General features: G+C 30.2%; 26 protein-coding genes. 17 read left to right on the top strand and 9 right to left on the bottom strand.

Going from position 1 to position 25,839, the window contains the following annotated elements; translation table 11 throughout:
- Positions 1–68: 68 nt before the first annotated feature.
- Positions 69–836, bottom strand: coding sequence for an IclR family transcriptional regulator (locus ABNK64_RS06380; RefSeq protein ID WP_349763849.1), 768 nt, complete (start codon positions 834–836; stop codon positions 69–71).
- Between the two features lie 226 nt (positions 837–1,062).
- On the opposite strand from ABNK64_RS06380, the gene kduI reads away from it, so the two are divergent.
- From kduI to ABNK64_RS06325, 11 genes are all read left to right on the top strand, one after another.
- The gene (kduI, locus tag ABNK64_RS06375) at positions 1,063–1,893 is read left to right on the top strand and encodes a 5-dehydro-4-deoxy-D-glucuronate isomerase (protein ID WP_291255238.1); all 831 of its coding nucleotides are present in this window, start codon (positions 1,063–1,065) and stop codon (positions 1,891–1,893) included.
- Positions 1,894–1,922: 29 nt separating this feature from the next.
- Positions 1,923–2,696, top strand: a complete 774-nt coding sequence (gene kduD / locus ABNK64_RS06370; RefSeq protein ID WP_300342021.1) for a 2-dehydro-3-deoxy-D-gluconate 5-dehydrogenase KduD — start codon at positions 1,923–1,925, stop codon at positions 2,694–2,696.
- A 172-nt stretch (positions 2,697–2,868) separates the two neighbouring features.
- Entirely contained in the window at positions 2,869–3,705 is an 837-nt protein-coding gene (locus ABNK64_RS06365; RefSeq protein ID WP_291255240.1) for a hypothetical protein, read from the top strand.
- Positions 3,706–3,765: 60 nt separating this feature from the next.
- A complete protein-coding gene (locus tag ABNK64_RS06360) occupies positions 3,766–4,503 on the top strand; it encodes a GntR family transcriptional regulator (RefSeq protein WP_349763848.1) in 738 nt (245 codons plus the stop codon).
- Between the two features lie 161 nt (positions 4,504–4,664).
- The gene (locus ABNK64_RS06355) at positions 4,665–5,852 is read left to right on the top strand and encodes a glycoside hydrolase family 88 protein (protein ID WP_349763847.1); all 1,188 of its coding nucleotides are present in this window, start codon (positions 4,665–4,667) and stop codon (positions 5,850–5,852) included.
- 12 nt (positions 5,853–5,864) lie between these two features.
- Positions 5,865–6,365, top strand: a complete 501-nt coding sequence (locus tag ABNK64_RS06350; protein WP_349763846.1) for a PTS sugar transporter subunit IIB — start codon at positions 5,865–5,867, stop codon at positions 6,363–6,365.
- Between the two features lie 18 nt (positions 6,366–6,383).
- Positions 6,384–7,202, top strand: coding sequence for a PTS mannose/fructose/sorbose/N-acetylgalactosamine transporter subunit IIC (locus ABNK64_RS06345; RefSeq protein WP_291255244.1), 819 nt, complete (start codon positions 6,384–6,386; stop codon positions 7,200–7,202).
- The gene (locus ABNK64_RS06340) at positions 7,192–8,013 is read left to right on the top strand and encodes a PTS system mannose/fructose/sorbose family transporter subunit IID (RefSeq protein ID WP_300342027.1); all 822 of its coding nucleotides are present in this window, start codon (positions 7,192–7,194) and stop codon (positions 8,011–8,013) included. The genes ABNK64_RS06345 and ABNK64_RS06340 overlap by 11 nt, the downstream gene beginning before the upstream one ends.
- A 1-nt stretch (position 8,014) precedes the next feature.
- Positions 8,015–9,910, top strand: coding sequence for a heparinase II/III family protein (locus tag ABNK64_RS06335; protein WP_349763845.1), 1,896 nt, complete (start codon positions 8,015–8,017; stop codon positions 9,908–9,910).
- 13 nt (positions 9,911–9,923) lie between these two features.
- Positions 9,924–10,352 carry a PTS sugar transporter subunit IIA gene (locus ABNK64_RS06330; protein ID WP_291255534.1) on the top strand — a complete coding sequence of 143 codons (429 nt, stop codon included), beginning with the start codon at positions 9,924–9,926 and terminating at the stop codon, positions 10,350–10,352.
- A 257-nt stretch (positions 10,353–10,609) separates the two neighbouring features.
- Entirely contained in the window at positions 10,610–13,021 is a 2,412-nt protein-coding gene (locus tag ABNK64_RS06325; protein WP_349763844.1) for a polysaccharide lyase 8 family protein, read from the top strand.
- Positions 13,022–13,118: 97 nt separating this feature from the next.
- On the opposite strand, the gene pfkB is transcribed toward ABNK64_RS06325, so the two are convergent.
- Genes pfkB through ABNK64_RS06310 form a run of 3 tightly spaced genes read right to left on the bottom strand, consistent with a single transcriptional unit; the run spans position 13,119 to position 16,084 of the window.
- On the bottom strand, positions 13,119–14,063 hold the full coding sequence (gene pfkB, locus ABNK64_RS06320) for a 1-phosphofructokinase (RefSeq protein WP_349763843.1): 945 nt from the start codon (positions 14,061–14,063) through the stop codon (positions 13,119–13,121).
- 2 nt (positions 14,064–14,065) lie between these two features.
- Positions 14,066–14,917: a tagatose bisphosphate family class II aldolase gene (locus ABNK64_RS06315; protein ID WP_291256513.1), complete on the bottom strand. Its 852-nt coding sequence runs from the start codon at positions 14,915–14,917 to the stop codon at positions 14,066–14,068.
- A gap of 27 nt (positions 14,918–14,944) precedes the next feature.
- Entirely contained in the window at positions 14,945–16,084 is a 1,140-nt protein-coding gene (locus ABNK64_RS06310; RefSeq protein ID WP_291256514.1) for an SIS domain-containing protein, read from the bottom strand.
- Between the two features lie 276 nt (positions 16,085–16,360).
- Between ABNK64_RS06310 and agaV the strand changes: the two genes are divergently transcribed.
- Genes agaV through ABNK64_RS06290 form a run of 4 tightly spaced genes read left to right on the top strand, consistent with a single transcriptional unit; the run spans position 16,361 to position 18,877 of the window.
- Positions 16,361–16,837: a PTS N-acetylgalactosamine transporter subunit IIB gene (gene agaV / locus ABNK64_RS06305; RefSeq protein WP_291256515.1), complete on the top strand. Its 477-nt coding sequence runs from the start codon at positions 16,361–16,363 to the stop codon at positions 16,835–16,837.
- A gap of 19 nt (positions 16,838–16,856) precedes the next feature.
- Positions 16,857–17,639, top strand: a complete 783-nt coding sequence (agaW, locus tag ABNK64_RS06300) for a PTS N-acetylgalactosamine transporter subunit IIC (protein WP_291256516.1) — start codon at positions 16,857–16,859, stop codon at positions 17,637–17,639.
- On the top strand, positions 17,629–18,435 hold the full coding sequence (locus tag ABNK64_RS06295; protein WP_349763842.1) for a PTS system mannose/fructose/sorbose family transporter subunit IID: 807 nt from the start codon (positions 17,629–17,631) through the stop codon (positions 18,433–18,435). The genes agaW and ABNK64_RS06295 overlap by 11 nt, the downstream gene beginning before the upstream one ends.
- A 16-nt stretch (positions 18,436–18,451) precedes the next feature.
- Positions 18,452–18,877 (top strand): PTS sugar transporter subunit IIA domain-containing protein, encoded by a 426-nt coding sequence (locus ABNK64_RS06290; protein ID WP_349763841.1) that lies wholly within the window; start codon positions 18,452–18,454, stop codon positions 18,875–18,877.
- A gap of 97 nt (positions 18,878–18,974) precedes the next feature.
- Here ABNK64_RS06290 and ABNK64_RS06285 read toward each other — a convergent pair whose 3' ends face one another.
- The 5 genes from ABNK64_RS06285 to ABNK64_RS06265 all read right to left on the bottom strand — a co-directional run bounded on the left by ABNK64_RS06285 (position 18,975) and on the right by ABNK64_RS06265 (position 24,166).
- A complete protein-coding gene (locus tag ABNK64_RS06285) occupies positions 18,975–19,856 on the bottom strand; it encodes an ROK family protein (RefSeq protein ID WP_291256519.1) in 882 nt (293 codons plus the stop codon).
- A 114-nt stretch (positions 19,857–19,970) separates the two neighbouring features.
- Complete coding sequence (locus ABNK64_RS06280) at positions 19,971–20,702, bottom strand: TonB family protein (RefSeq protein WP_349763840.1); 732 nt, start codon at positions 20,700–20,702, stop codon at positions 19,971–19,973.
- Positions 20,695–21,087, bottom strand: a complete 393-nt coding sequence (locus ABNK64_RS06275; RefSeq protein ID WP_291256521.1) for an ExbD/TolR family protein — start codon at positions 21,085–21,087, stop codon at positions 20,695–20,697. The genes ABNK64_RS06280 and ABNK64_RS06275 overlap by 8 nt, the downstream gene beginning before the upstream one ends.
- A 3-nt stretch (positions 21,088–21,090) precedes the next feature.
- Positions 21,091–21,702, bottom strand: coding sequence for a MotA/TolQ/ExbB proton channel family protein (locus ABNK64_RS06270; RefSeq protein ID WP_291256522.1), 612 nt, complete (start codon positions 21,700–21,702; stop codon positions 21,091–21,093).
- A gap of 169 nt (positions 21,703–21,871) precedes the next feature.
- Complete coding sequence (locus ABNK64_RS06265) at positions 21,872–24,166, bottom strand: patatin-like phospholipase family protein (protein WP_300390492.1); 2,295 nt, start codon at positions 24,164–24,166, stop codon at positions 21,872–21,874.
- Between the two features lie 116 nt (positions 24,167–24,282).
- Between ABNK64_RS06265 and ABNK64_RS06260 the strand changes: the two genes are divergently transcribed.
- Together ABNK64_RS06260 and ABNK64_RS06255 are read left to right on the top strand one after the other, a co-directional pair.
- Positions 24,283–24,903 (top strand): TetR/AcrR family transcriptional regulator, encoded by a 621-nt coding sequence (locus ABNK64_RS06260; RefSeq protein WP_349763839.1) that lies wholly within the window; start codon positions 24,283–24,285, stop codon positions 24,901–24,903.
- 88 nt (positions 24,904–24,991) lie between these two features.
- On the top strand, positions 24,992–25,839 hold an 848-nt coding region (locus ABNK64_RS06255; protein WP_349763838.1), incomplete at its 3' end, for a TolC family protein.

Below are 25,839 nucleotides of genomic sequence, written 5' to 3'. Positions count from 1 at the left end.
TAAGAAAACTTAAGAATTGTTATGACTCTACAATTCTTACAGTTTTCTCAAGATTTTAAGCATAGATATTATAATATGTGATTTATATTTAGATTGCTTAATTCATGGGAGATCATTTTTGAGTGTAGTTTTAAAAGGGAGATAATGTCATTAATATGCTCCTCAGTTGCCCTAACCACAGGAAAACTAACTCCAAGAGCCGCTTGAATACTGTTGTTTATTCTTATGGGAACAGCTATACAACAAGCATCAGTAGTTATCTCTTGTTTCTCATATGCATAATCCTCTTCTCTACATCTATTTACTAGATTGACAATATCATCAAGATTATTGATGGTATATTCTGTAAATTTATCTAATTCTTCAGAGTAAAGCTCTCTAATATCTTCCTCTGAATATTCAAATAATAAAGCTCTTCCAAGTCCAGTGCAATAAAGAGGTAAATTTCTACCAATAGAAGATAGTAGTTTGATAGGTTGACGACTTTCAACTTTAGTGAGATATAGAACTTCATTTCTATGGTTAATTCCCAATTGGCAAGTTTCATTACACTCATTTACAATACTTCTCATATGAGATTTTACAATATCCAATCCATTGATGCTATTTAGGTATGATTGTCCAATTTGAAAAGTTTCAAGACCTACAGCATAGGTTTGAGTAGCTATATCAAAATTTAAAAGTTCTGATTCAACTAGTGTTTTTAAAATTGGTGATAGTGTACTTTTAGGTATATTCAATTGTTTTGATATATTTGAAAGAGTTAGTTTGTTTGGATTTTTTGAAACAATATTCAATATATTTATAACTCTCTCTGTTGGTTTATGTGAGCTCATAATTTAATACTTCCTTTTTTATTTCTTTACATATTCTATGTTTATGATAACAAAAATTTTTCAAAAAATCAAACTTTATAAACTTGTTTCAATAATTTCAAAAAAATAAAATTTTGCTTTACTTATTGAAAAAAATATGATATCTTTTTATTAAGATGTACTAAAATACGAACTAGAACGTAAATACGAATAAATATAAATTTAAATGAAAAGGAGAGATGAAACAATGGAAATACGTTATGCTTCAAATAATAAAGATGCAAAAGCATATGATACAAATAGACTAAGAGAGGAATATTTAATTCAAGATTTATTTTTAGCAGATAAAATAAAATTAGTTTATTCTCACTTTGATAGAATAATTGTTGGAGGAGCTTGTCCAGCACAAGAAACTTTAAAATTAGAGGGAAGTAAAGAGTTAGGAAGTAACTTTTTCTTAGAGAGAAGAGAGTTAGGAATAATAAACGTTGGAGGAGCAGGAGTAATATCTCTAGATGGAACTGAATATGAGTTAGGATTCAAAGATGCTATCTATGTTGGAATGGGAGTAAAAGAGGTATTATTTAAAGCAGTAGATCCTCAAAATCCACCTAAATTCTATATGAACTCAGCTCCAGCTCACAAAGCATATCCTACAAAGAAAATAGGATTAGTTGATGCTAAAAAAGTTCACTTAGGAAGCATTGAAACATCAAACAAAAGAACAATTAACCAATATATTCACCCAGATGTACTAGATACTTGTCAATTAGTAATGGGAATGACAGCATTAGAAGATGGATCAGTATGGAACAGTATGCCTTGCCATACACATGACAGAAGAATGGAAGTTTACTTCTATTTTGATATGGAAAAAGATACAAGAGTATTCCATTTAATGGGAGAGCCTACTGAGACTAGACACATAGTTATGAAAAATGATGAGGCTGTAATCTCTCCATCTTGGTCAATTCATAGTGGTGTAGGAACAGGTGGATATACATTCATATGGGGAATGGTTGGAGAAAACCAAACATTTACTGATATGGACCACGTAGCAATGGAAGATTTAAGATAGTCAATTAATATTTTTGGAGGTAATAGATAATGTTAAATAATTTTTCAATGGATTTTTTCTCATTAAAAGATAAAGTTGCAATTGTAACTGGAGGAAATACAGGGTTAGGACAAGCTTATGTTGTAGCTCTTGCAAAAGCTGGTGCAGATTTATTAGTTGTAACTTATGATACAGATTGGCAAGAAACAAGAGAGTTAGTTGAAAAAGAGGGAAGAAAAGTTCACTTTGTTCAGGCTAACTTAACATTAAAAGATGACATTAAGAAAGTAGTAGCTGAGTGTTTATCTGTTTATGGAAAAATAGATATATTAGTAAACAATGCAGGAACTATTAGAAGAGCTCCATTACTTGAGTACAAAGAAGAGGATTGGGATGCTGTTATGGCAATAAATATTGATGCTGTATACCACCTAAGCCAAGAAGTTGCAAAAGTTATGGTACCACAAGGATCAGGAAAAATAATCAATATAGCTTCAATGTTATCATTCCAAGGTGGAAAATTTGTACCTCCATACACAGCTAGTAAACATGCTGTAGCAGGAATTACAAAAGCTTTTGCTAATGAATTAGCATGTAAAAATATCCAAATAAATGCAATAGCTCCAGGATATATAAAAACAGCTAACACAGCTCCAATTAGAGCTGACAAAGAGAGAAATGCTGAGATATTAGGAAGAATTCCTGCAAATAGATGGGCAGATCCATTTGATTTAATGGGAACAGTAGTATTCTTAGCAAGCCGTGCTTCAGACTATGTAAATGGACATATATTAGCTGTTGACGGTGGTTGGTTAGTAAGATAATTTATAATCTAATTAAATAATCCCTTTTATGCTACACCCTAAAACTCAGTATTTGAGAGAGGGTGTAGTTTTTATATTTAGGTTAAAAATTAATTATTAAACAACTTGCAAACAACGTGTTAACGTGTTAAAATTAAGATGATAAGATTAATAAAAACAAGGGGGACAATATATGGCAATAACAATTTCTTTACATAATAAAAATGGAAATATACGTAATGGACAAAATAAACCAGGAAAAGCTCCAACTATTATGGCAAAAACAGATGAGGCTATAACTTATCTTTCAACACAAGATTTGATATATGAAGAGGGAGATTATTTTAAAATAGTAGTTGATGAACCTAACCAATATCTAATGGTTCGTTTAGATGAGAGCTTAAATGAAGATTTAATCTATTTAAAAGGGACAGAATGGATATATACAGTTCCAATAGCTGAAAATCGTGTAAAAGCTAGAGTTGACACAGCATTTACAGGAAAAAGACACTATATTAGTGTAAGATATGCTGAGGATTTCGAGATAAGTCAATATAGAAACTTAGCAAGAAATACACACGCTTTAAATGAGTACAACGGTGCTTATCCATATGCCTTTGCAAATGTAGAAACAAGAAATGAAGCTACATTTTTTGCTTGTAATGCAATAGATGGAGTATATGCAAATAATAGTCACGGATCATATCCATATGCATCTTGGGGTATAAATCAACAGCTAGATGCTGCTTTAACATTGGATTTTGGACGTGAAGTAGAGATAGATAGAGTAGATATAACAATAAGATGTGATTTTCCACATGATAGTTATTGGACACAGGCTACTTTAGAATTTTCTGATGGAAGTAAAGAGGTTATAAGTTTAAATAAAATTCATACACCTCAAAAATTCAGATTTGAAAAGAAATTAATAACTTGGGTAAGATTCCAAGAGTTGATTCAAGATACAGATCCTTCTCCATTTCCAGCACTTACACAGTTAGATGTATATGGAAAAAATAATTTAAAGTAGTTTTAAATTATAAAAAAGTATTATATAATAACTTTAGAAGAATTAAGTAGGAGGAGGTATATGCTACCTAAGTATGAGATCATAAAAAGAGAGATTATAAAAAAAATAGATGAGGGGATATTTAAGGCTGGAGAAAAGATTTACTCTGAGAGTGAATTAAAAGAAAAGTATTCAGTTAGTAATACTACAGTTGTAAAAGCTTTAAATGATTTAGTTAATGAGGGAATATTAATAAGAAGACAGGGTAAGGGAACGTATGTAAGAAGACATCTTTTACATAAAAAAGTACTATTTAGCGAACTTACTCCAAAAGATAAAGTATCACAGATAGTTGCTGAAAAGACAGTGACAAAAATTTCTTCTCCTTATACTGATAAAGAGATAAGTATGAAATTAGGAAGTAGAACAGGAAAAGAAAAAATTATTCATATTAGACAGATAGCTTATGTAAATGAAGTTATTTGGAAAGTTCAAGATAGATATATATTTAGCAATAAGTTATCTGCTGATGTAATAAAGAGATTAAATAAAGGTGCAAGTTTATCAAAAGAGTTAAATATAACTGAACACACTGTGAATTTTCCTATTAAGATGAAAATTAGATATGTAACTTTAGATAGAAGTTCAGATATTTTTAAAATAATGGTTGAAGGAAATGATGAGCTAGAAAAGAGAGAGGATATATCTCTTATTTGCCTGGAAAAAATAACTTATAACTCAGATGAAGAGCCTATAGTTTATATGCAAAGTTATATTCATCCTAACTATTATGAGATAGAGATAGCTTCAGAATACTAAAATATTTATGTTTTAAAATTGAAAAAACAGTTCTAAAAAGGACTGTTTTTTTTATTTTTCAAAAAAATATTGACATTAAAATGAAATTGTTATAATATAAAGTTATAACCGATTAACGTGTTGAGTTGAGAACAAATTTTTAAATGTGGAAAGAGGTAGAAATGAGAAAAATAAACCATGAACTTTTATTAGGAAGTGAGCGTTATATCAATAACGGACTTATTTCAGAAGAGAAATTAAATGATGCAATCAATGTGTGTCTACGTAAGGTAGATAAAAACATAGCTAAGTTAGGAGAACTTTTCCCAACACCTGCAACTTTTAATAATGCTTATAAGCCAATGCCTAATACAGAATGGACTAATGGATTTTGGACAGGAATTTTATGGCTTTGTTATGAACTTACAAATGATGTAAAATATCGTAATTTAGCTGAAAAAAATGTTGAGTCTTTCTTAGATAGAATAGAGAAAAACATAGAAGTAGAACACCATGACTTAGGGTTCTTATACAGTATATCTTGTGTAAGTGCATACAAATTAACTGGAAACGAGAAAGCTAAAAAAGCAGCTATCTTAGCAGCAGATAAACTAATTAGCCGTTATCAAGAGAAAGGACAATTTATCCAAGCTTGGGGAGAATTAGGAGCAAAAGATAACTATCGTTTAATAGTTGACTGTCTATTAAATATCCCATTATTATACTGGGCTACTGAAGTAACTAATGATACTAAATATAAAGAGATTGCAAAGAAACACTATATATCTACAATCAATAATGCAATTCGTGAAGATGCATCAGCATTCCATACTTTTTACTTCGATCCAGAGACAGGACTTCCATCACATGGAAAAACAAGACAAGGTTATTCAGATGATTCAAGCTGGGCAAGAGGTCAATCTTGGTTAGTATATGGAATAGCATTAAACCACTCATATGTAGAAAATGAAGATAATATTGAGTTATTTGAAGCTATTACAAACTATTTCTTAAATAGATTACCAAAAGACTTCGTAAGTTACTGGGATTTAATATTTGGAGATAATTCTGGACAATCAAAAGATTCATCAGCTACAGCAATAGCAGTGTGTGGAATGAATTTGATGGATAAGTATTTACCAGAAACAAATAAGTATAAACTTATTTATAAGTATGCTGCACATTCAATGTTAGGAAGCTTAATTGATAACTATACTGATGACTTAACAGATGGAATACAAGCTCTTATAAATGAAGGTGTTTACTCTTGGCATTCAGGAAAAGGTGTCAATGAAGGAAACATTTGGGGAGATTATTTTTATTTAGAAGCTTTAGTTAGATTTAAAAAGAATTGGAAAATGTATTGGTAGGAGGAATTTATTATGAACAAACCTAATATTAAAATGGTAAGAATTGACGAGAGATTAATTCACGGACAAGGACAATTATGGATCAAAAACCTAGGAGTAAACCTAGTAATCGTTGCAAATGATGATGCAGCAGAAAATGAAATTCAACAAACTTTAATGAGTTCAATTGTACCAAAAGAGATAGGAACAAGATTCTGGTCAGTTGAAAGAACTGCAAAAGTAATCTGGAAAGCAGCTCCACACCAAACTATATTTGTAATCGTAGCTAGTCCAGAAGATGCTAGAAGATTATGTGACTTAGGATTCCCAATGGAAGAGTTAAATGTTGGAAATATCCACTCTGGTGAAGGAAAAGAGAAAGTATCTCAATTCATATACTTAGGAGCAGAAGATAAAGAAGCTTTAAGAACTTTAGAGGACAAATACAATGTAAAATTAAACACTAAAGTTTCTCCAGTATCTACTGATGGAGAGCAAACAGTAGAAACTTTAAGACAAGCTATTCGTAAATAATCAAGGGGGTTTAAGGTAATGGAAATTACATTGGTACAAGGGATATTAATTGGATTAGTAACAGCCTTCTGTTATTCAGGAATGTTACTTGGAATATATACAAATAGAGCTATTGTAATGGCTTTCTTTGTAGGAATTGTTTTAGGAGATTTACAGACTGCACTTATATTTGGAGCTATATCTGAATTGGCATTTATGGGATTTGGAGTTGGACCTGGAGGAACTGTACCACCTAACCCAGTAGGACCTGGAATAGTTGGAACTATAATGGCTATAACACTTAAAGATCAAGGAATTACACCTGAATCAGCATTAGCATTATCTTTCCCATTTGCAATTCTTTTCCAATTTATTACAACAGCTACTTATACACTATTTGCTGGATCTGGAAAATGGGCAAAGAATGCTATAGAAAAGAGTCAATGGGGGAAATTTGCTTTAATAGCTAACTCTACTTTTTTAGGACTTGCAGTAATAGGATTTATAATTGGGGTAACAGCTTCTTTAAGCTTACCAGCATTAAAATTATTTGTTGATGCTTTACCAAAATGGTTAATAGATGGATTCTCAGTAGCAGGAGGATTAATACCAGCAATTGGATTTGCTATGATATTATCTGTAATGTTAAAGAAAGAAGTAATTCCTTATGCAATATTAGGTTATGTATGTATTGCTTACTTAAATCTTCCAATAATGGCAGTAGCTTTAGTAGGAGCAATATTTGCTTTAATAGCTTATAATGGAAAAGCTAATGCACCTGTAGCAGTAACTGAAACTAGAAATGTAAAACCAGTAACAGATAATATTGATGAGGAGGACTTTAGTGATGGAATCTAAAAATATGTTGACTAAAAAAGATTATATAATAGCTACAATAAGAGCACACCTTTTACAAAGTGCTTTTAACTATACTGAGTATCAAGGTGTAGGATATTTAAATATTATATTACCTGGACTTAAAAAAATATATAAGAATGACCAAGAAAAATTAAAAGAAGTAGCAATAGCTAACCTTGAATTTTATAACACAAACCCACAAACAATACCTTTCATAACAAGTTTACAACTTGCTATGTACCAAGATGGTCAGTCAGCAGCAAACGTTAGAAGTATAAAAATGGCTCTAATGGGACCATTATCAGGAATTGGAGATTCAATATCTCAGTTTGGATTAGCACCACTATTTTCTACAATATTTGCAGGTCTTGCTCTTAGTGGACTTGGTTTTGCTCCATTAGGATACCTATTCGCAATGATATCTGTAACACTTATGATAAAATTATTCTTAGGATTCTTAGGATATAAATTAGGAACTAAAGCAATAAAAAGTTTAAGTGATAAAATTGGAGAGGTATCAGAAGCAGCTAATATAGTTGGAGTAACAGTTATATCAGCACTAGCAGCAAAATTTGTTAAGGCAAAATTAGCAGTACAATATGTTACTGAAATGACAATAAATGGTCAAACTACTCAAAAAATAGTAAGTTTCCAAGAAGTTTTAGATCAAATATTACCAAGCTTACTACCAATAGCAATAACAGGATTAGTATTATATCTACTTAAAAAGAAAAAATGGAATACTTATAGATTATTAATTCTATTATTTACTTTAGGTATCACTTTATCAGCTTTAGGAATCTTGAAGTAGTATGGAACTATTAAAAGATTATCAAAGTTACTTTTTTAGAAACTCTTTTGTTGAGAGAGTAAGAAAAGAAGATAATGACTTTATATCAGAAATTATGAAAAGATGTGAATACTTATTAAATGACGAGATAGTATTTACTGATTCAATGGATATGGAAAGTTCTTTTATTCCATATAAAATAAATGACTATAAATGGAAGGACACTCCTAATGGGGATGAGGAGTGGTGCTTCATGCTTAGTCGTAATGGATTTACTTTAGATTTAGCTCTTGCTTATCTGTTAACAGATAAGCAAGAGTACTTGCTAAAGTGGAAAGATTTAGTTTTTTCATTTATCAGAGAAGAGGGAGAACCTAACTCTGAAAATAAAAGATGTTGGAGAACCTTAGATACAGGTTTAAGACTTGGCTTCTGGGTACGTAGTCTAGTATATATTAGAAAAGAAAATTTTACTGAACAAGAATGGAAAGAACTTTTAACTTCAATGGAAGTTCATAGAGAATACTTGAAGTCTAATTTTAAAGATAAACTTTTATTAAGCAACTGGGGAGTGCTTGCTTTAAGTGGTTTGATTTTAAGTGTTTTATTTGAAAAAGAGAGTGTAAAAAACTATAGAGACATCTGGGACAAATTAGAAACTACAATTGAATTACAATTTACTGAAGATGGAATACAATGGGAACAGAGTCCATTGTATCATCATGAGGTTATATTAAATTATGCTCACATTTTACAGATTAGTGAAACCTTATCTATAGAATTACCAATCAATCTAAGAGAAATTTTAAAGAGATTTGTAAAATCAGCTTACTATATGTGTGATCAAAAAGATTATCTACTAGCTTTAAATGATAGTGATTATGTTGATTTTTCATATGTATATGATTTCTATAGAGGAATGCAACTATTAAATGATAAGGATTCTAACTATTTGAAAAATTTAAAATCTAAGGTTTTATTAGGTGACTATTATCTTAGTAAGATGGATGAACCTGTAAAAGAGAAATACGAAGATAGTTACTATGATAATATGGCTGGATTAGCAGTGGTAAAAGATGAAGATTACTATTTAACTTGTTTTAATGGGTTACATGGTAGTTCACATGGACAGAGTTCACAAGGTGCAATCACTTTAAATTACAGAGGAACTCCTATACTAATTGATGGTGGAAGATACTCATATACTGAGTGTAGAGAGAGAATAGAATTAAATAGTGATTTCTCACATAATACAGCAACCTTAGAAAAACTAAAGGGAACAGTTATTAAAAATTCATGGGAGTATGAAAGATTAATTGAACCTTTAGGAATGTCTGTAAAAAATAGAGATGAATTATCTTTTGTTGAGATGGTTTGGTTAGCAAAAAATAATGAAAATATGGGAGTTTTTAGAAGAGATGTATTCTTATTCAAAGATATAAAAACTCTAGTGGTTATTGATGATGTAAAGGTAGATAAAGAGGATAGATTAGAAGCATATTTTCACTTGAATGATAAAGTTCAGTTTTCATTGGAGAAAGGAACTTTAAAAACAGATGATATATTTGTCTATTCAGATGGAGATATCTCAACTTTTACTCATTATCACTCACCAAGATATAATCAATTAAAAGAGCATACTGCAATAAAAATTAGTAATAATAATTTTGTAGCAACTGTAATCAGTTTGGAAAAAGATATTGAGATTGAAAATATTCCAGTTCATCAAAATAATCGTGATGAGGAATTTGAAAGTTGTAAAGGTATAAAACTAAGTTTGGGTGGAAAGATAAAAGAGATCTATGTTAACAGTTCTGAAATAGTAAAACATGACAAGTTGTTAATAGGGGATAACAACCATATGTTTTATGGTAGTGTTGTAGTATTTGAGAATGGTAACAGAATTAGGATAAAATAAGGAGCGTAAATTTATGTATGGAGTAATTGTTGCAACTCACGGAAACTATGCAAGTGGATTAAAAAGTACTATAAAATTAGTATGTGGAGAGATGGAAAACCTAAGAACTGTAGATTATGTAGCAGAGATGTCTGTTACTGATCTAGAAAAAAAATATGAAGAAGCTATGGAAGAGTTAAAAGCTTATGATAAAATCATATTTTTAACAGATATTTTTGGTGGAACTCCATTCAATAGAGCAGCTATGAAATATGCTGGAAATGATAATGTTAAAATTTTAGCTGGAGTTAACTTTACTTTAGTATACTCAGCTTTAACTGCTGATTCAGATGATATAGATGAGGATATAGCTGAAATGATAGAAGCTGCTAAAGATGAGATTGCTGAATTTAAACCTGAAAAGCCTAATAATGATGATGACAACTTTGATGATGGGATTTAATTAAGAAAAAATTTTAATGTAGAAGTGTAGTATAGGCAGAACTTGGACTAATTAAATTAATCTAAGTTCTTACCTATACTTTTTTTATTATTTAAATGAAATCAAAATAGATTTATTATGGAATACAAAGAAGATAGTTAAAATTTAGATACATAGGGAATATTAGAACTAAAAATTATGGAAGAATTACAAAATCATATTCATTTAGACCAAAATTAGGATTTAGCTATAATTTCTAATAGTGAGGAGGAATAAGAGTGAAGAAAAAATTAATTTTATTATGTGCTGTTTTAATATTGAGTAATACTTCTTTTTCTAAGGATATTCAAAAAGTAGAAGAAGTAAATTATCAAGAACAAGAGAAAAATGAAATAAAAGATTATAGAAAAATAAGGGATAAATGGACAAAATTTTTAGTTGGATTACCTCAGAATGGAAAGGAATTAGATTTTGATTTTTCTGAAGTTGCAAGATTAAATGAGAAGTCAGCTGATGCAGTGTATAGTCAAATAAATCTATCTAAAGATAGAAAATCAATCTTTAAAAGTGCTGAAAATATGACAAGTGGAGTGGATGTATTAATCCAATATAACAACCTAGTTAAGTTAGCAATAGCTTATGTAACACCAGAAACTAAATATTATAAGAATGAGAAGATAAAAAATGAGATAGTTGAAGCTTTAGAATGGTTATATATCAATGCTTATCATGAAGATTTACCAGAATTAGGAAACTGGTGGCAATGGGAGTTAGGAATTCCTAAAAAATTAAATGAGATAATTACATTGATGTATGAAGATATCTCTAAAGAGAATAGGATTAAATATTTGAAAGCCTCAGAATATTTTCAACCAGATGCGAAGTGGTCAGGAGTAAGTCCTTCTGCTACATATTCATCAGCTCCAAACAAAAGAGTATCAACAGGTGGGAATAGAATAGATACTTCTATAATCTCTTTTATGAGAGGAGTTTTAATGGAGGATAAAGAGGAGGTTTTAGAAGGATTAAATGCTGCCGTAGAGGTAGGAGAGCTAGTAACTATAGGAGATGGATTCTATAGAGATGGATCTTTTATTCAACATGACAATGTAGCATATAATGGAACTTATGCAGCTGTACTATTTGATGGGCTAGGATTGATGCTATATTTAATCAATGGAACAGAGTTTAAAATGGAAGATCCTAGATTGGATAATATTTATGAATCGATATTGAATGGATATAGTTATCTTTTGATAAATGGAGGAATAAATGACTCTGTAAATGGAAGATCTATTTCAAGAGATAAGTCAAGTGATATAGAGAGAGCTAGAATTTTAATTGGTTCTGTTGCACTTCTTTCTGAAGGAGCTTCAAAAAATTATCAAGATAAATTGAAAGAGTTAATAAAGAAAGTTGTTTTAGATAACAATCAATACTCATTAGTGGAGAAAGAAACAAACCCTCTTATAAAAAGTATTTTAAAAGAGATAGTAGAAAGTGGAGAGATAGATGCTCTAGATGTACAAGGAGCAAAGGTATTTGGAGCTATGGATAGAGCTGTCTATATAAATGATAAAGATGGAAAAGTAGTAGTATCTATGCATTCAAATAGAGTTGCAAATTATGAAACTATGAATGGAGAAAATATTAAAGGTTGGTATACTGGAGATGGAATGACATATATTTATGGTAAAGATTCTAGTACATATACAGAGTTTTGGCCAACAGTGGATATGTATCACTTACCTGGAGTAACAAATAGTATCAATAAAATGGGAGATAAAGCAGGGGAGAGAAGAGTAAAAGCTCTAGTAAGTCCAAAAGCTTTTGTAGGAGGAGTTGAAGGTAAAGATTCAGCTTTTGTAGGAATGGATATGATCTCTTGGAACAAACAAACTAGAATGAAAAAATCTTGGTTTATGATAGATGGTGTAACTTTAGCACTAGCTTCAAATATCAGAAGTAATGATGGAGAGATACACACTACTATAGATAATAGAATTCTAAATAATGGAAAAATATTTGTTAATGGTGAAGAGTTAATAGATGGAAAAGTTATAGAAAATTCTAAAAATCTTTCAATAAACTTTAATGGTAATTATTCTGAAGAAAATATAGGATACAGAGTAATCAAAGGACCAAAAATAAAAGTAGATATTAAGGAGAATAAAGGTTCTTGGAAAAATATAGGTGGAACTTTAACTGAGGAGATAAGTAAGAGATATTTTGTTACTTATATGGATCATGGAAAGGATCCAAGAAAAGATAGTTATGCTTATTTAATACTTCCAATGTTTTCCAAAGAAGCCGTAGATAACTATGATGTTTCAAGATTTGAAATAGTTAAATTGGATGAGGAAGCTCATATAGTAAAAGATAGAAATAGTGGAGTATTAGCTATGAATTTTTGGAAGGATAGTGTACAGGAGTTTGAAAATATAAAAGTATTTTCAGCAATGTCAATTATCAAAAATGAAAAAGATGATATATTAGAACTATATGTAAGTGATCCAACACAACTTCAAAACTATAGATCAATACTTGAAATTAAAGGAAATTATAAAGTGATTGAAAGTAGTGATAAAGGTATTTTGGTAAAAAATAGTAAAGATACAACAAAATTAGAGATAGATTTAAGAAATAATGGAAGCACTCAAAAAATAGTTTTACAAAAATTGAATAAATAAGGTTTGGGAGTATATATTATACTCCCAAATAAAGAAGAACACTTCCTTGAAAGGAACTGTTCTTCTTTATAATTTAAAGTGTTATTGGTAGTAATTTTTATAATATAATCTCTTCTATCTTTATTTTAGGAAGAATATCATTTAATATATCCATATCTATTGTTCCTGTAGTATCTAACATAGCATTAGTTGTTCCACAGGCAATTCCTAATTTAAAACATTCAGATAGGGTTCTATCTTGAGATAGAGCATATGCAAAACCACCTACTGTTGAATCTCCAGAACCTACAGTGTTTTTTATAGTAACTTTAGGGAAAGTCCCTTTATAAATCCTATCAGCTGTAACTAATAGAGCTCCACTACCTCCAAGAGTAATCATTACATTTTGAGCTCCTCTACAAATTAACTCCTTACCTGCATTGATAATATCAACTTCAGTTTCAAGTTTTCTATTTAAGATAAACTCTAACTCCTCTTTGTTTGGTTTTATCAAGAATGGTTTAGCTTCTATTCCTGCTAATAGAGTTTCACCACTGGTATCTAGAATAAATTTTACCCTTTTTTTATTACTTTTCTCTATAAGAGTATTATACATTAAAGGGTCAATTCCTTTTAATAAACTTCCAGAAGCACAGATTATTTTTATAGAGTCATCTTGTAAAATCTCTGAGAATTTTTCTTTGAAATTATTAGAAACTTCAAGATCTCCTTTTCCAGATTCTAAGATCTCTGTAATGCCATCAATATTTTTATCTACAATAGCTATACAAGTTCTAGTTTCGTACTCACTCTCTAAAAAATCATTTTTTATTGAATTTTCATTTAATTTCTTTAAAAATAACTTACCTGTAAAGCCACCAATGATACCTGTAGCTAAAATATCTCCACCTAAAATATTTATTATTCTACTTACGTTTATACCCTTTCCACCAGCATTTTTTTCTATCTCTTTGGTTCTATTTACATTTCCAAGAGTAAAATTTTCAATGGAATATCTAACATCTATAGCAGGATTCAGTGTAATAGTTAGGATCTTATTCATAATTAAGCCTTTCCGTTACTTCCACACATTAATATTTTTTCCATTGCCACCTTTTTCATAACCTCTTTTGCAGGTCCAAAATATTTTCTAGGATCGCTTTCTTCAGGTTTAGATACTAATACTTCTCTCAATTTTGCAGCAAATGGCATTTTTAATTCTGTTGCTATATTAACTTTTGTTATTCCAAGCTCGATAGCCTTTTTAACTTGGTCAGCTGGAACACCAGATGCTCCATGTAGAACTAATGGAATATCTACAACAGCTCTAATCTCTGCTAATCTTTCAAAATCTAATTTAGGTTCCTCTTTGTAAACTCCATGAGCTGTCCCTATTGCCACAGCTAAAGAATCTATTCCAGTTCTCTCTACATACTCTTTTGCTTGAGCTGGATTTGTATATTTACTATCTTTTGAATCTCTTACTAGATCATCTTCTTGACCACCTAAAACTCCTAACTCACCTTCAACTGTTACATCGTATCTATGAGCATAGTCAACAACCTCTTTAACTCTTCTTACATTCTCTTCAAAATCAAAGTGAGAAGCATCTATCATTGCTGATTTTGTACCTATTTGAATAGCATTTTTGATCTCATCAAAGCTTTCGTGATGATCTAAGTGCATTGCTATTGGTATATCATACTTATTTGCACAGATCTCAACTAGTTTTATAAAAAATTCTGGTCCTGCATATTTCATTGTTCCAGGAGTAGCAGCTACGATAATTGGTGATCTAAGTTCTACAGCTGCCTCTACAACAGTTTGAATAGTCTCCATATTATGTACATTAAAAGCTGGTACAGCATATTTTCCTTTTTGTGCATCTAATAATAATTGTCTTGTTGATACTAACATTTTTTTCCTCCTCTAAATTTTTTCTAACTATTTGTACTCGTGGATTATTACACCTTTAACAACTCTATTTACTTCTCCAGTTGGGCAAGGATTGTCAGGATTTATTCCTAGTTTTGCTGATTTCATAAGAGATAGCAATTGTCCATATACTAAGTATCCTAAACCTGCGAATACCTCTTCAATTTTTCCTAATTTTTCATCATTAAATGAGAAATAATAATCACAATTATTTTTAACTTCTTCATCAAAAATAGTATCTAAAACTACTATTTTTTTCTTTCCACCCTCATTTTTAAACTCTTTTAATAGATCTAACTCATAAACTCTTGTGTGAGAGTTATTAGACATCATACATACAATAGCTGTTTTTTCATTTACTATTGATTTAGGACCATGTCTAAATCCTAAGAATGTATTGTAGAATGATGCAAGTTTTCCACCAGTTAACTCTAGTACTTTTAATGAAACTTCTTCAGCAAGTCCTTTTAGAGCACCATCTCCTAAGTATACTATTCTTTCTAGATCTAAATCTGTTATGATCTCTATATTTTCAAGGATTCTATCTATATTTTTTTCAACTACATTTGAAACATAAGCAACTTTTTCCTCTAATTCTGCAAAGTTTTCTCTCAATAGGATTAATACACCTGCAACCACCATAGAAGAGAAACTTCCAGTCATAGCAAATCCCTTATCATTTGTTCTTTCTGGCATCAATAGAAGGTATTTATTTTCCCCTTCTTTAGAGATTTTAGCAAGTTGTCCTTCAGGATTACAAGTTATGAAAATGTGATGTATATTTTTAACTAATTTATCAGCTAGATTAACTGTAGCAACACTTTCAGGAGAATTTCCAGATCTAGCACAAGATACTAGAATAGTTGCAACATCTTTTTCAAGATATTGTTCAGGCATAGAAACGATGTCAGTAGTAGGAACTGATAAAACATCAATATCTACTTTGCTATTAACATATGAGCATAGAGTATTTCCTACAAACTCAGAAGATCCAGCTCCAGTAAAAATAACTTTAACTTTTTCCCCTTTAACTCTATTAATAAATTCCCCAATTGATTTAAGATTTTTCTTTACGATTTCAAGTTCTTCTTTCCAAATAGAAGGTTGTTGAATAATTTCTTCCCAAGTTACACAATTTTTAAATTCCATAATAAACTCCTTTTAATCAAAATACTATTATTCACATCATTATGTTGTCCGTACAAATTTATGTTTATACAGATATAATAACATTTTTATAAGATTTTTACAAGTTAATTTTTAATGACATGTTAACGTGTTATTTACATATCTACTAAACTGTTTTAATATTTTTTATATTAAAAAAATACATTTAAGTATTGACAATTACAAAAAAAGGTATTACAATTGATTAAAAAGGTACGTACAACATAATAATTTTTTTAAAATTAAGGAGGGCTCGTTATGCCTAATATCGTATTAACTAGAATTGATAACAGATTGATACACGGTCAAGTAGCAACTGCTTGGACTCAATACTCAGGAGCTAACCTTTTACTAGTTCCAAATGATGATGTTGCAGTGAATACTACTAGACAAAATCTTATGAACCTTGCAGCACCTAAGGGAGTTCAAACAAGATATTTTTCTATTCAAAAAACAATTGATATTATTCACAAGGCTGCAGATAGACAGCTAATTGCAATTATAGCTGAAACTCCGCAAGACGTAGTAAAATTAGTAGAGGGTGGGGTACCAATTACTAAGGTTAATGTTGGGAATATGCATATGTCTGAAGGTAAAAAACAGATATCTAAAGCAGTGTGTGTAGATGAAAGTGATATAAAAGCATTTTTAAGATTGAAGGAATTAGGGGTAGAAGTAGAAATACAGAGAGTTCCTACAGAATCAAAAGATAATATTTGGGAGCTTATCAAGTAAAAATTGAAGGAGGAAGACTATGTTAGTAGAATCACTGTTAATAGCAATATTTGCTGGTATTGCTGGAATTGATTTGTTCAACGGACTTTTCCATATTCACAGACCTCTTGTAACAGGGGCAGTCGTTGGGCTAATCTTGGGAGATTTAAAAATGGGACTTATTGCTGGAGCAACTCTTGAGCTTGTTTGGATGGGAGCAGTTCCTGTTGGAGGAGCACAACCACCTAACGTTGTAGTTGGAGGTATAATTGGAAGTACTTTTGCTATATTAACTAAACAAGATCCTGCAACAGCTGTTGGAATTGCAATACCTTTTGCAGTAGCTGTACAAGCTTGTATCACATTACTATTTACATTTTTCTCACCAGTAATGCACAAGGCTGATAAATATGCAGAAGATTGTAATACTTTTGGAATTGAAAAAATAAACTATTTGGGAATGGCTTTATTATTTGTATTTTATTTCGTTGTAACTTTCCTTCCTATATCATTGGGAGCTGAGGCTGCTAAAAATATAGTAGAACTACTACCAGAATGGTTAATTGCTGGATTTGGAGTAGCAGGAGGATTAATGCCTGCAATAGGTTTTGCTATGTTACTTAATATCATGTTTAAGAAAAATTATATTATATTCTTCGTATTAGGATTTATTTTAGCAACTTATTTAAACCTACCTGTTATAGGTATTGCAGCTATTGGTTTCATCATTGCTTTATATGATTACTATATCAATAAAAAAATGGATAGTTTAGAACCAGTTGCAACAACAAATGGTGAGGAGGACTATAGTGATGGAATATAGAGATACAAGTAAGGATAAAGTTTTAAATAAAAAAGATCTAAATAATATGGTTTGGAGATCACTTTTATTACAAGCATCTTTTAACTATGAAAGAATGCAAGCTGGTGGTTGGTTATACTCTTTACTTCCAGGATTAAAGAAAATCCATAAAAATAAAGAGGATTTAAGTAATTCAATGAAATTACATCTAGAATTCTTTAACGTTCACCCATTCTTAGTAACATTTGTACAAGGATTAGTTCTAGCAATGGAGGAAAATAAAGAGAGTAGAGATTCAATAAGGGGTATAAAAATAGCTCTTATGGGACCACTTGGAGGAATAGGAGATGCTCTATTCTGGTTTACATTACTTCCTATTGCAGCCTCTGTTGGAGTTTCATTAGGAATACAAGGAAATATAGCAGGGCCAATTATTTTCTTGTTAATATTCAATATAGTACACATATTCTTAAGATTTTTCTTAATGCATTACTCATATAAAATGGGAGTTGGTGCAATTGAAAAATTAAAAGATGACACTCAATATGTAACAAATGGATCATTAATCTTAGGATTAACTGTAATTGGAGGATTAATAGCTTCATTTGTAAGAATGAATATAGCTTATGTTGTAAATTTAGGAAGTATTAGCATAGATATTCAAAAGGATATCATTGATAAGATTATGCCTAACATGCTTCCATTACTATATACACTATTTATGTTCTATTTATTGAAAAAAGGTAAAAAACCAATATTCTTAATTTTAGTAACATTGGTAATTGGAATAGCTGGAAAATTTATAGGAATACTATAGGAGTGGTGAAGCAGTTATGATACCTATTATAATAACAGGTCATGGATCTTTTGCCACAGCAATAAAAGAGACTATAAAATATATTATTGGAGAGCAACCTAATCTTCATTTTATAGATTTTAATAATGGAATGGGAAATAAAGAGCTTGAAGATAGATTGAAAGAGGTTCTTTGTGAATGTAATAGCGATCAGGTAATATTTTTAACTGATTTAGCTGGAGGAACACCATTTTCAACAGCTGTACTATTGAGTGAGAATAAACCAGGATATAAAGTTTTTGGTGGTTGTAATATGCCTATGGTTATCACAGCAGTAGAATTATCAGAAGAGGATAGTATTGAGGATATTACTGAGGAGATATTAAATGCTGCCAAAGATGGAGCTATTCAATTTCAAACTGTAAAAGTTGAAGAGAATCTAATAGAAGATGATGGAATATAGAGTAGATAGTTAAAATATAAAAGGAAAAAAATTATTTTCAATGGCTAGTGCTTGTGCAATGTTCATTGTAGTAATTTTTTTCCTTTTTTCATATCTATTATTTCTGTTTAAAATTTTTAATACATAGAGTAGCAGCTCCGAAAAATCCAGAGTTCTCTCCTAGATCTGGAGCAACAATATAGTTTTCAATATCATTGAAGATAAATTTATTTTGTAAATATCCATTTAAAAGATTTATAACAGATTTTCTAATTATAGGGAATAATTGTTTATGTTTCATTACATCACCACCTAAAATGATTTTTTCAGGTGATAAAACTAAGATATAGTTAACTATTGCATGAGCAATATAGTAAGCCTCTAAATGCCAAGCTGGATGATCAGAGGACAATTTTTCAAGTGGAAGATTCCATCTTTTTTCAATAGCAGGACCAGAAGCCATACCCTCCAAACAGTTTCCACCATGGAAAGGACAGTTACCTGTAAACTTATCTCTAGGGTGTCTATTTACAAAAATATGTCCCATCTCAGGGTGTATAAGTCCGTGTATAAGTTTATTTTCAACAATAGCAGCTCCACCAATACCATTACCAATAGTAAGATATATGGCATTTTTAACATTTTTAGCAGCTCCCCAAGTAGTCTCTCCAAGTAAACCAGCATTTATATTGGTATCTAAGAAAACAGGCACTCCAAGTTTCTCTTTAAAAGTTCCAACAATATTGTAATTTCTCCAAGGCTCTTTTGGAGAGGATGTTATAAATCCATAAGTTTCAGACTCAGGATTTAGATCCAAAGGACCAAAACAACCGATACCCAAAGCAGAAATCTCCTTATCTTTAAAAAAATCCAAGACTAAAGGGATTGTTTTGTCTGGTGTTTCAGTTAAAAAACTAGTTTTTTCAAGTGTATTTCCATTTTCATCTGTAATACCACAAATAAATCTTTTTCCACCTGCATCAATAGCACCAAATTTCATAAAAATCTTCCTCCTTAACAAATTCTTTATACTATATTTTACCACAAAAAAATAAAATTTCCTTGCTAATTATATAAAAAAGGTTACTATAAAATTATAATAACCTTTGATTTTTTATTTTGGTTCAAAAATAAAATCTTTAGAGAAATATACCTTAATATTTTTATTTTTATAGAAGATAGGGTGGAATTTCCAGTGTTTCAATGCTTTTTCCACTTCACTATCAAAACCAAATTTTTTATGTGATTGTGTGATCTCAATTTTTTCTACTTCACCATTAAGTCCAACTAGGAATCTAGCTGAAACAATAACTTTTTTTCTATATCTTATTTTTTCAGCTTGAATTGGATAATCTGGCTCAACTTGTTTAAGTATCTTATACTCTATTCCGTCAGAAGATGAGGCTGTGAAGATACCATCTTTACCAATAGAAAAGTTTCCACTTGCTAAAATCTCTTCAGTTTCATTTGAAGCTGTATTTTTAGTAGCTTCAACCTTTTCCTCTTTGATTGTTTCAACTTTTTCAATCTGTTTTTTTTCTACTTTTTCAACTTTCTTTTTCTTATCTTTTATCTTGCTTTTAACATCAGGTTTAACAATCTCTTTTTTAGGAGTTTCAATTTTAGGAGGTTCTGGCTTTTTCTCCTCCTTTGGTGGAGTAGGAGTAACAGCTTTTTGACTCTCCTTTTTAACAGGACTCTTTATCTTTACTGAGATAGGAGCCACATTCGTCTTTAATGATACAGGGGCATCACCCTTTACTCCTCTTTCATGCACTATGAAAAGAGACATATGGATTAAAAGAGCAACAATAAAAAAGTAAAGAATATTATCTTTTTTATTCATAGAAATTTATTCCTAAATTCTCTACACCAGCATTTTTAACTTTAGAAACTACATCCATAATAACCTGATATTTTAGTTCCTTATCTCCTGAAATTGTTACTTCATTTACTCCATTTAAAAGTGTATTTAAGTTTTCAAGTTCTATAGGTTCAGACTGTCCATCTTTACTGATAAAGTATTTACCATCTTTGTCTATAATGATTTCAATACTTTTATTGTCTTGATTAGGAGTCTCAACATTGGCTGAAGGAAGCTCAATATCTATATTTCCATATTTATTAAAAGTAGTAGAAACCATGAAGAAAATTATAAGTAAGAATACGACATCAATAAGTGGAGTCAAATCTAATGCCATAATAGGTCTTTTTTTTCTAAATCTTCCCATTTCTTACCTCTTTCTTAAGATATTGATAAGATTAGTTGTAACTTTGTCAATATCAACTTCAATTTCTTCGATTTTTTTATTGAAAAGATTGTAAGCAATAATTGTAGGGATAGCTATTGACAATCCACCAGCAGTAGTAATTAGAGCTTTAGAGATTCCAGCAGCAACAAGAGTAGGATCTCCAGCACCAAATGTAGCAAGGTTTCTAAAAGCTTCAATCATACCTGTAACTGTTCCTAATAATCCAATCATTGGAGCTATATAACCAATTATACCAAGAAGGTGTAATCTTTTTTCTAAGTATCCAATTTGATCAATACTGATCTCTTTAACTAGTTGATCGAAATGGTGGAAATCCCCCTCTCTATCACAACGACAAAGGAAAGATTTAACTGTACAACCAACAGAGTTTTTCTCTCTATCACAAAGGTTGATAGCACAACACATATCATCAGATCCAACAGCAGTTATAATTTCATTTATAAAATTTTTATTCTGAATTTTTTCTCTACGGAAAAAGAAAAATAATCTTTCTAAAATAATAGTCAATGCAACAATCGACATAGAAAATAGCACCCACATCAATGGTCCACCAGCATTTAAATAATACATCATAATAAATTGTCCTCCTTAAAATATACATAACTAAAAATTTGTTTTTCAAATTAATTTTATAAAAATGTAGGATACCACAGACTAAAATGGTACCCTAACAAATAATACTATTAAATCAAAAAAAAGTCAAGTTCAAAAATTTTATTATGTATATATTTTGTATGGCAAATTAAAATGTATGACCTAAATAAATTTCGAATAGAGGTGAAGAGTCTTCTATATTATTTGAAATCATAAAAGTCATAGGACCTAAAAAAGTGTCCCAACCAATTCCAGCACCATATCCATACTCTCTATTTTCAAAAACCTTAGTTGAATTTTGGAAGCTTAGATTTGAATTTGAGTATGTTAAAACATTAACTTTTGTCAAAAGATAAAGAGTCTCACTCAAATTAAATTTTGTACCTAAGGAAGCGATATAGAACTCATCAGCATATTTACCCATTATAGGTAATCCTATAAAGCTTTGGCTGATCTCACTATTTTTACTTCCACCAATTCTAAATAATTTACTATTCTCAACATGATCTCCAGAGATTTTTCCAAAATTTGTTCCCAATGAGATTGAGAATCTATTAACCAAAGGATAATTTAAAGAGATTTCTCCAGAGAAACCATTGTAGTCACTGTTCTTTTTGAGCTCCTCTCCTACAAAAGCTTGAAGTAGTAATGATGTACCACTAGAAGGGAAAGTCTTATTATTTAATGTATCAAAGTAGATAAAAGGTTTAATATATCCAAATTGATTTTTACCTTGGAAATCTAAGTAATTTGAATCTCCTTCATAGTGTGAGGAGTTATGGTTTTCATATCCAAATTTAATTCCAGAAACAAGGCTATTGGAGAAGGTAGTTCCAAAAGAAAACTCAGTGGAAAATATACCAGTTCTATAGGTTGAAACTTTTTTTCCTTCATTATATATAAAGTAAGGAGAAGTTTTATATCCCATATCAAAAGATCCTAAGATCTTAAAATCTCCCATTTCATAGAAAGAGAGTGTATTTACTGCTATTTTTGGATATTTTGAAATTTCAGCAGTAAGGCTATAGTTTCTAGTCCAAACACCAAAGTTTGGCACAGTGGTAGCTATTTTTACAGCAGCACCATAATCAGATACATAGTTAAGTGATGCACTAATATCAATACTATCTTTTTCCTTTATAATAAATGTTATATCAGAACCATTTACTTCATAATAAAGTTTTTCTACATATGGAATAGAGTATATCTTTTTAGCCCAAAGTTGTAGATCCTCTTTGGTATATGAGCCATTTTTAGTTTTAGGAGCTAACTCTCTAACTTTCTTTTTGGTAAGAATGGAGTTACCAACTAATTTTATATCAGATATTTTTAGAGTATTATCCTTTAGAACTTTTGCTTTTTGCTTTATAAACTCATCTTTATAGGATAGGTTTTTAAGAAGATAATCAACTTCCAAAGCTGAAGTTTTCCCTTCATCAACCAACTTTTCTAAATCTGAAAAATCAACAGTATTATGATCTTTAACTTTTGGAGTGATGAGTATATCAGATATTTTTTTCTGGAACTCTATATTTTTATTACCTTGATAAGTGGCAACCTTATCCAAAACTGCTACAACATTTGAATTTTTTTTGATATTAGTAGGATCAGCACTAATGTCTACAGTGATAACAATATCAGCTCCCATATTTATAGCCACATCAACAGGAATGTTATTAGTAACTCCACCATCAATATAGTAGTTGTCACCATCTTGTACAGGTTCTAAAAAGCTAGGAATAGCCATACTTTTGAATGTAGCAAGAGCTAGATCTCCATCTTTTAATATAGTTTCTTCACCAGTATTTAAGTTAGTAGTGATAGCTCTATATGGAATAGGAAAATCATCAAAATTATCTATGTTTTCAGCTCTATTAAAGATATATTTAAGTTGTAGATATATATATTCACCATTTAAAAATCCCATAGGAAGAGATAGATTCATATCCTTATCAATACTCACTTTAAATGGATATTTTTCACTGGCAAATTTATCTTCGATATTTCTTAAAGTACGATCTTTATTGTTGTTCATAAGAGCTAGAAAGTTCATTTGAAGAATGATTTTTTCAATCTCTTCTGGAGAATAGCCAACAGAGTACATAGCTCCAATAATACTACCAGCACTAGTACCTACAATAAAATCAATAGGAATTTGATACTCTTCCAATACCTTTAAAACACCAATGTGAGCAGCTCCTTTTGCCCCACCACCACTCAAAACAAGAGCAATCTTTGGACGAGAGGAGTTGAAATTACCAGTAGTAATTCCATCAGAATTACTATTATAGATTTTGTTTTTTAGATTTTCTAGATTCTCCTTTTTCATCATAAGAAGTTCAATCTCTTTATCAATAGCTTCCATTCTCTGAGTTTTATTCTGATATTCTTGGGAAAAAATCGACAAGGATAGAAAGAGAAATAATAGAATTTTATAGATCATAAAATACCCTCCTAAAAAGTAAAATATAGTAGAGAAAATATTGTAAATATGTTAATATTATATCATAATAAAATTAAACTAATAAGTCTATTTTTTAAGGGGGAGATTAAAGGATAATGACACAGAAGAATAAGAGTATGATAGCGAGATTTAAGATACTTCAAGTAGCTTTAAATGAGTTTGCCAATTATAGTTATGAAAACTCATCAATAAATAGAATTTGTAGTGAAGGAAATATATCTAAGGGAGTGATGTATCATCATTTTAAAGATAAGGATGAACTTTATCTACTATGTATTAGGTATTGCTATGATGTAATGACGAGCTATTATAAAGATAATTTAATCTCAAGTGATAACTGGAAAGATGAGATAAAAAGCTTTTTTGAGATTAGATATAATTTTTTTAGAGAGAATCCAATGTTAAAGAGAATATTTTTTAATACTTTGTTGAGAATGCCTAAACATTTAGAGAAAGAGATAAAAAGAATAACAAAAAGTTTAGATGAATTAAACTATAATTTTTCAATGAAGATTTTACAAAAAATTAAGATAAGATATGGATTGAAACCGGAAGAGATAATATTTTTGTTAGATGTAGTGCAAAATATGTTAAATGAGAAATTTCACAAAAAAATGGAGAGTTTAGAGGAGGGGAATGACATCTCTTTGGAGTATGAAAAGACAGCAGAAAAATGGATTGACATAATACTTTATGGAATATGTGAAAGAGATTAGTATAAAATTCTTTATAATCTTGTCAAAAAATATTTAAAAATATTTAATATAATAAAAACTAGACTCTTAGGTCTAAAAGGAGGAGAAAATGAAAATAAAGAGTTTAATAGTTTTTTTGATTTTATTCTTATTTGGATGTAGTAATAATAAGCCAAAAGATGAAAAACTAGTAACTGTACAGGAAGAGAGAGAGTACCTACAAAAATATGGTACATCACTATCTCTAGATGAAGTGATAGAGATAGCTAGAGATAGAAACTTAGATTTAAGAATTAAAAGACTAGAAACAGAGATAGCAAGTTTAGATAGAAAGATAGCCTTTGGAAATTTTTTACCCTCTATAACATTGGGTGCAAATTACACAAAGCTAGATGACCCTATCAATTTGGAGATGGGATTACCTTCATTACCACCATTACCATCAGCATTGCCATTGCCACCCCAAGTAGGAGGATTCTTATCTAAATTACCAAAATCAATAGAGACAAAACTTGTAGATGAGAGTTTTCAAACTGTAGGAATAGCTGCTCAAATACCAATATTTGTTCCATCTACTTGGTATCTATATAGTGCTAGAAAAAAAGGTGAGGATATAAGCAAGTTGGCTGAGAGCTTTGCTGACAAGATGTTGCAATTACAGGTGATGAGTGAATATTTCTATATATTAGCACTAGAGTCAGAGAGAGAGACTTTAATAAACAATCTAAAATCCTCTGAAGAGTTAGAGAGAAAAGCAGAAGTATCTCTAAAAGTTGAGGGTATTTTAGATTGGGAGTTAAAAAAAGTTCAAACTTTAGTTGAAAGTCAAAAGATATCTTTAAATAAAAATGAGAGAGAGTTAAAAATAGCTAAAATGAACTTAAAAAGAACTCTTAACTTAAACTTACAAGAGGATATTGTTTTAGAAAAAATTGATACAAAAGTAGTGGAGCTACC

This window comes from Fusobacterium sp. SYSU M8D902 (genome assembly GCF_040199715.1).
GTDB lineage: Bacteria > Fusobacteriota > Fusobacteriia > Fusobacteriales > Fusobacteriaceae > Fusobacterium_A.
This window is presented reverse-complemented; position numbering and strand designations above follow the sequence as displayed.

What these genes read in the sequence shown, in the direction of transcription:
- kduI (WP_291255238.1), top strand. Translation starts at nt 1,063, where the DNA reads ATGGAAATACGTTATGCTTCAAATAATAAAGATGCAAAAGCATATGAT.
- ABNK64_RS06310 (WP_291256514.1), bottom strand. Translation starts at nt 16,084, where the DNA reads ATGGAATTTAAAAATTGTGTAACTTGGGAAGAAATTATTCAACAACCT.
- ABNK64_RS06335 (WP_349763845.1), top strand. Translation starts at nt 8,015, where the DNA reads ATGGAACTATTAAAAGATTATCAAAGTTACTTTTTTAGAAACTCTTTT.
- ABNK64_RS06350 (WP_349763846.1), top strand. Translation starts at nt 5,865, where the DNA reads ATGAACAAACCTAATATTAAAATGGTAAGAATTGACGAGAGATTAATT.
- kduD (WP_300342021.1), top strand. Translation starts at nt 1,923, where the DNA reads ATGTTAAATAATTTTTCAATGGATTTTTTCTCATTAAAAGATAAAGTT.
- ABNK64_RS06315 (WP_291256513.1), bottom strand. Translation starts at nt 14,917, where the DNA reads ATGTTAGTATCAACAAGACAATTATTATTAGATGCACAAAAAGGAAAA.
- ABNK64_RS06275 (WP_291256521.1), bottom strand. Translation starts at nt 21,087, where the DNA reads ATGGGAAGATTTAGAAAAAAAAGACCTATTATGGCATTAGATTTGACT.
- pfkB (WP_349763843.1), bottom strand. Translation starts at nt 14,063, where the DNA reads ATGAATAAGATCCTAACTATTACACTGAATCCTGCTATAGATGTTAGA.
- ABNK64_RS06260 (WP_349763839.1), top strand. Translation starts at nt 24,283, where the DNA reads ATGACACAGAAGAATAAGAGTATGATAGCGAGATTTAAGATACTTCAA.
- ABNK64_RS06360 (WP_349763848.1), top strand. Translation starts at nt 3,766, where the DNA reads ATGCTACCTAAGTATGAGATCATAAAAAGAGAGATTATAAAAAAAATA.
- ABNK64_RS06345 (WP_291255244.1), top strand. Translation starts at nt 6,384, where the DNA reads ATGGAAATTACATTGGTACAAGGGATATTAATTGGATTAGTAACAGCC.
- ABNK64_RS06365 (WP_291255240.1), top strand. Translation starts at nt 2,869, where the DNA reads ATGGCAATAACAATTTCTTTACATAATAAAAATGGAAATATACGTAAT.
- ABNK64_RS06295 (WP_349763842.1), top strand. Translation starts at nt 17,629, where the DNA reads ATGGAATATAGAGATACAAGTAAGGATAAAGTTTTAAATAAAAAAGAT.
- ABNK64_RS06355 (WP_349763847.1), top strand. Translation starts at nt 4,665, where the DNA reads ATGAGAAAAATAAACCATGAACTTTTATTAGGAAGTGAGCGTTATATC.
- ABNK64_RS06270 (WP_291256522.1), bottom strand. Translation starts at nt 21,702, where the DNA reads ATGATGTATTATTTAAATGCTGGTGGACCATTGATGTGGGTGCTATTT.
- agaW (WP_291256516.1), top strand. Translation starts at nt 16,857, where the DNA reads ATGTTAGTAGAATCACTGTTAATAGCAATATTTGCTGGTATTGCTGGA.
- ABNK64_RS06285 (WP_291256519.1), bottom strand. Translation starts at nt 19,856, where the DNA reads ATGAAATTTGGTGCTATTGATGCAGGTGGAAAAAGATTTATTTGTGGT.
- ABNK64_RS06380 (WP_349763849.1), bottom strand. Translation starts at nt 836, where the DNA reads ATGAGCTCACATAAACCAACAGAGAGAGTTATAAATATATTGAATATT.
- ABNK64_RS06290 (WP_349763841.1), top strand. Translation starts at nt 18,452, where the DNA reads ATGATACCTATTATAATAACAGGTCATGGATCTTTTGCCACAGCAATA.
- ABNK64_RS06280 (WP_349763840.1), bottom strand. Translation starts at nt 20,702, where the DNA reads ATGAATAAAAAAGATAATATTCTTTACTTTTTTATTGTTGCTCTTTTA.
- ABNK64_RS06330 (WP_291255534.1), top strand. Translation starts at nt 9,924, where the DNA reads ATGTATGGAGTAATTGTTGCAACTCACGGAAACTATGCAAGTGGATTA.
- ABNK64_RS06340 (WP_300342027.1), top strand. Translation starts at nt 7,192, where the DNA reads ATGGAATCTAAAAATATGTTGACTAAAAAAGATTATATAATAGCTACA.
- ABNK64_RS06265 (WP_300390492.1), bottom strand. Translation starts at nt 24,166, where the DNA reads ATGATCTATAAAATTCTATTATTTCTCTTTCTATCCTTGTCGATTTTT.
- agaV (WP_291256515.1), top strand. Translation starts at nt 16,361, where the DNA reads ATGCCTAATATCGTATTAACTAGAATTGATAACAGATTGATACACGGT.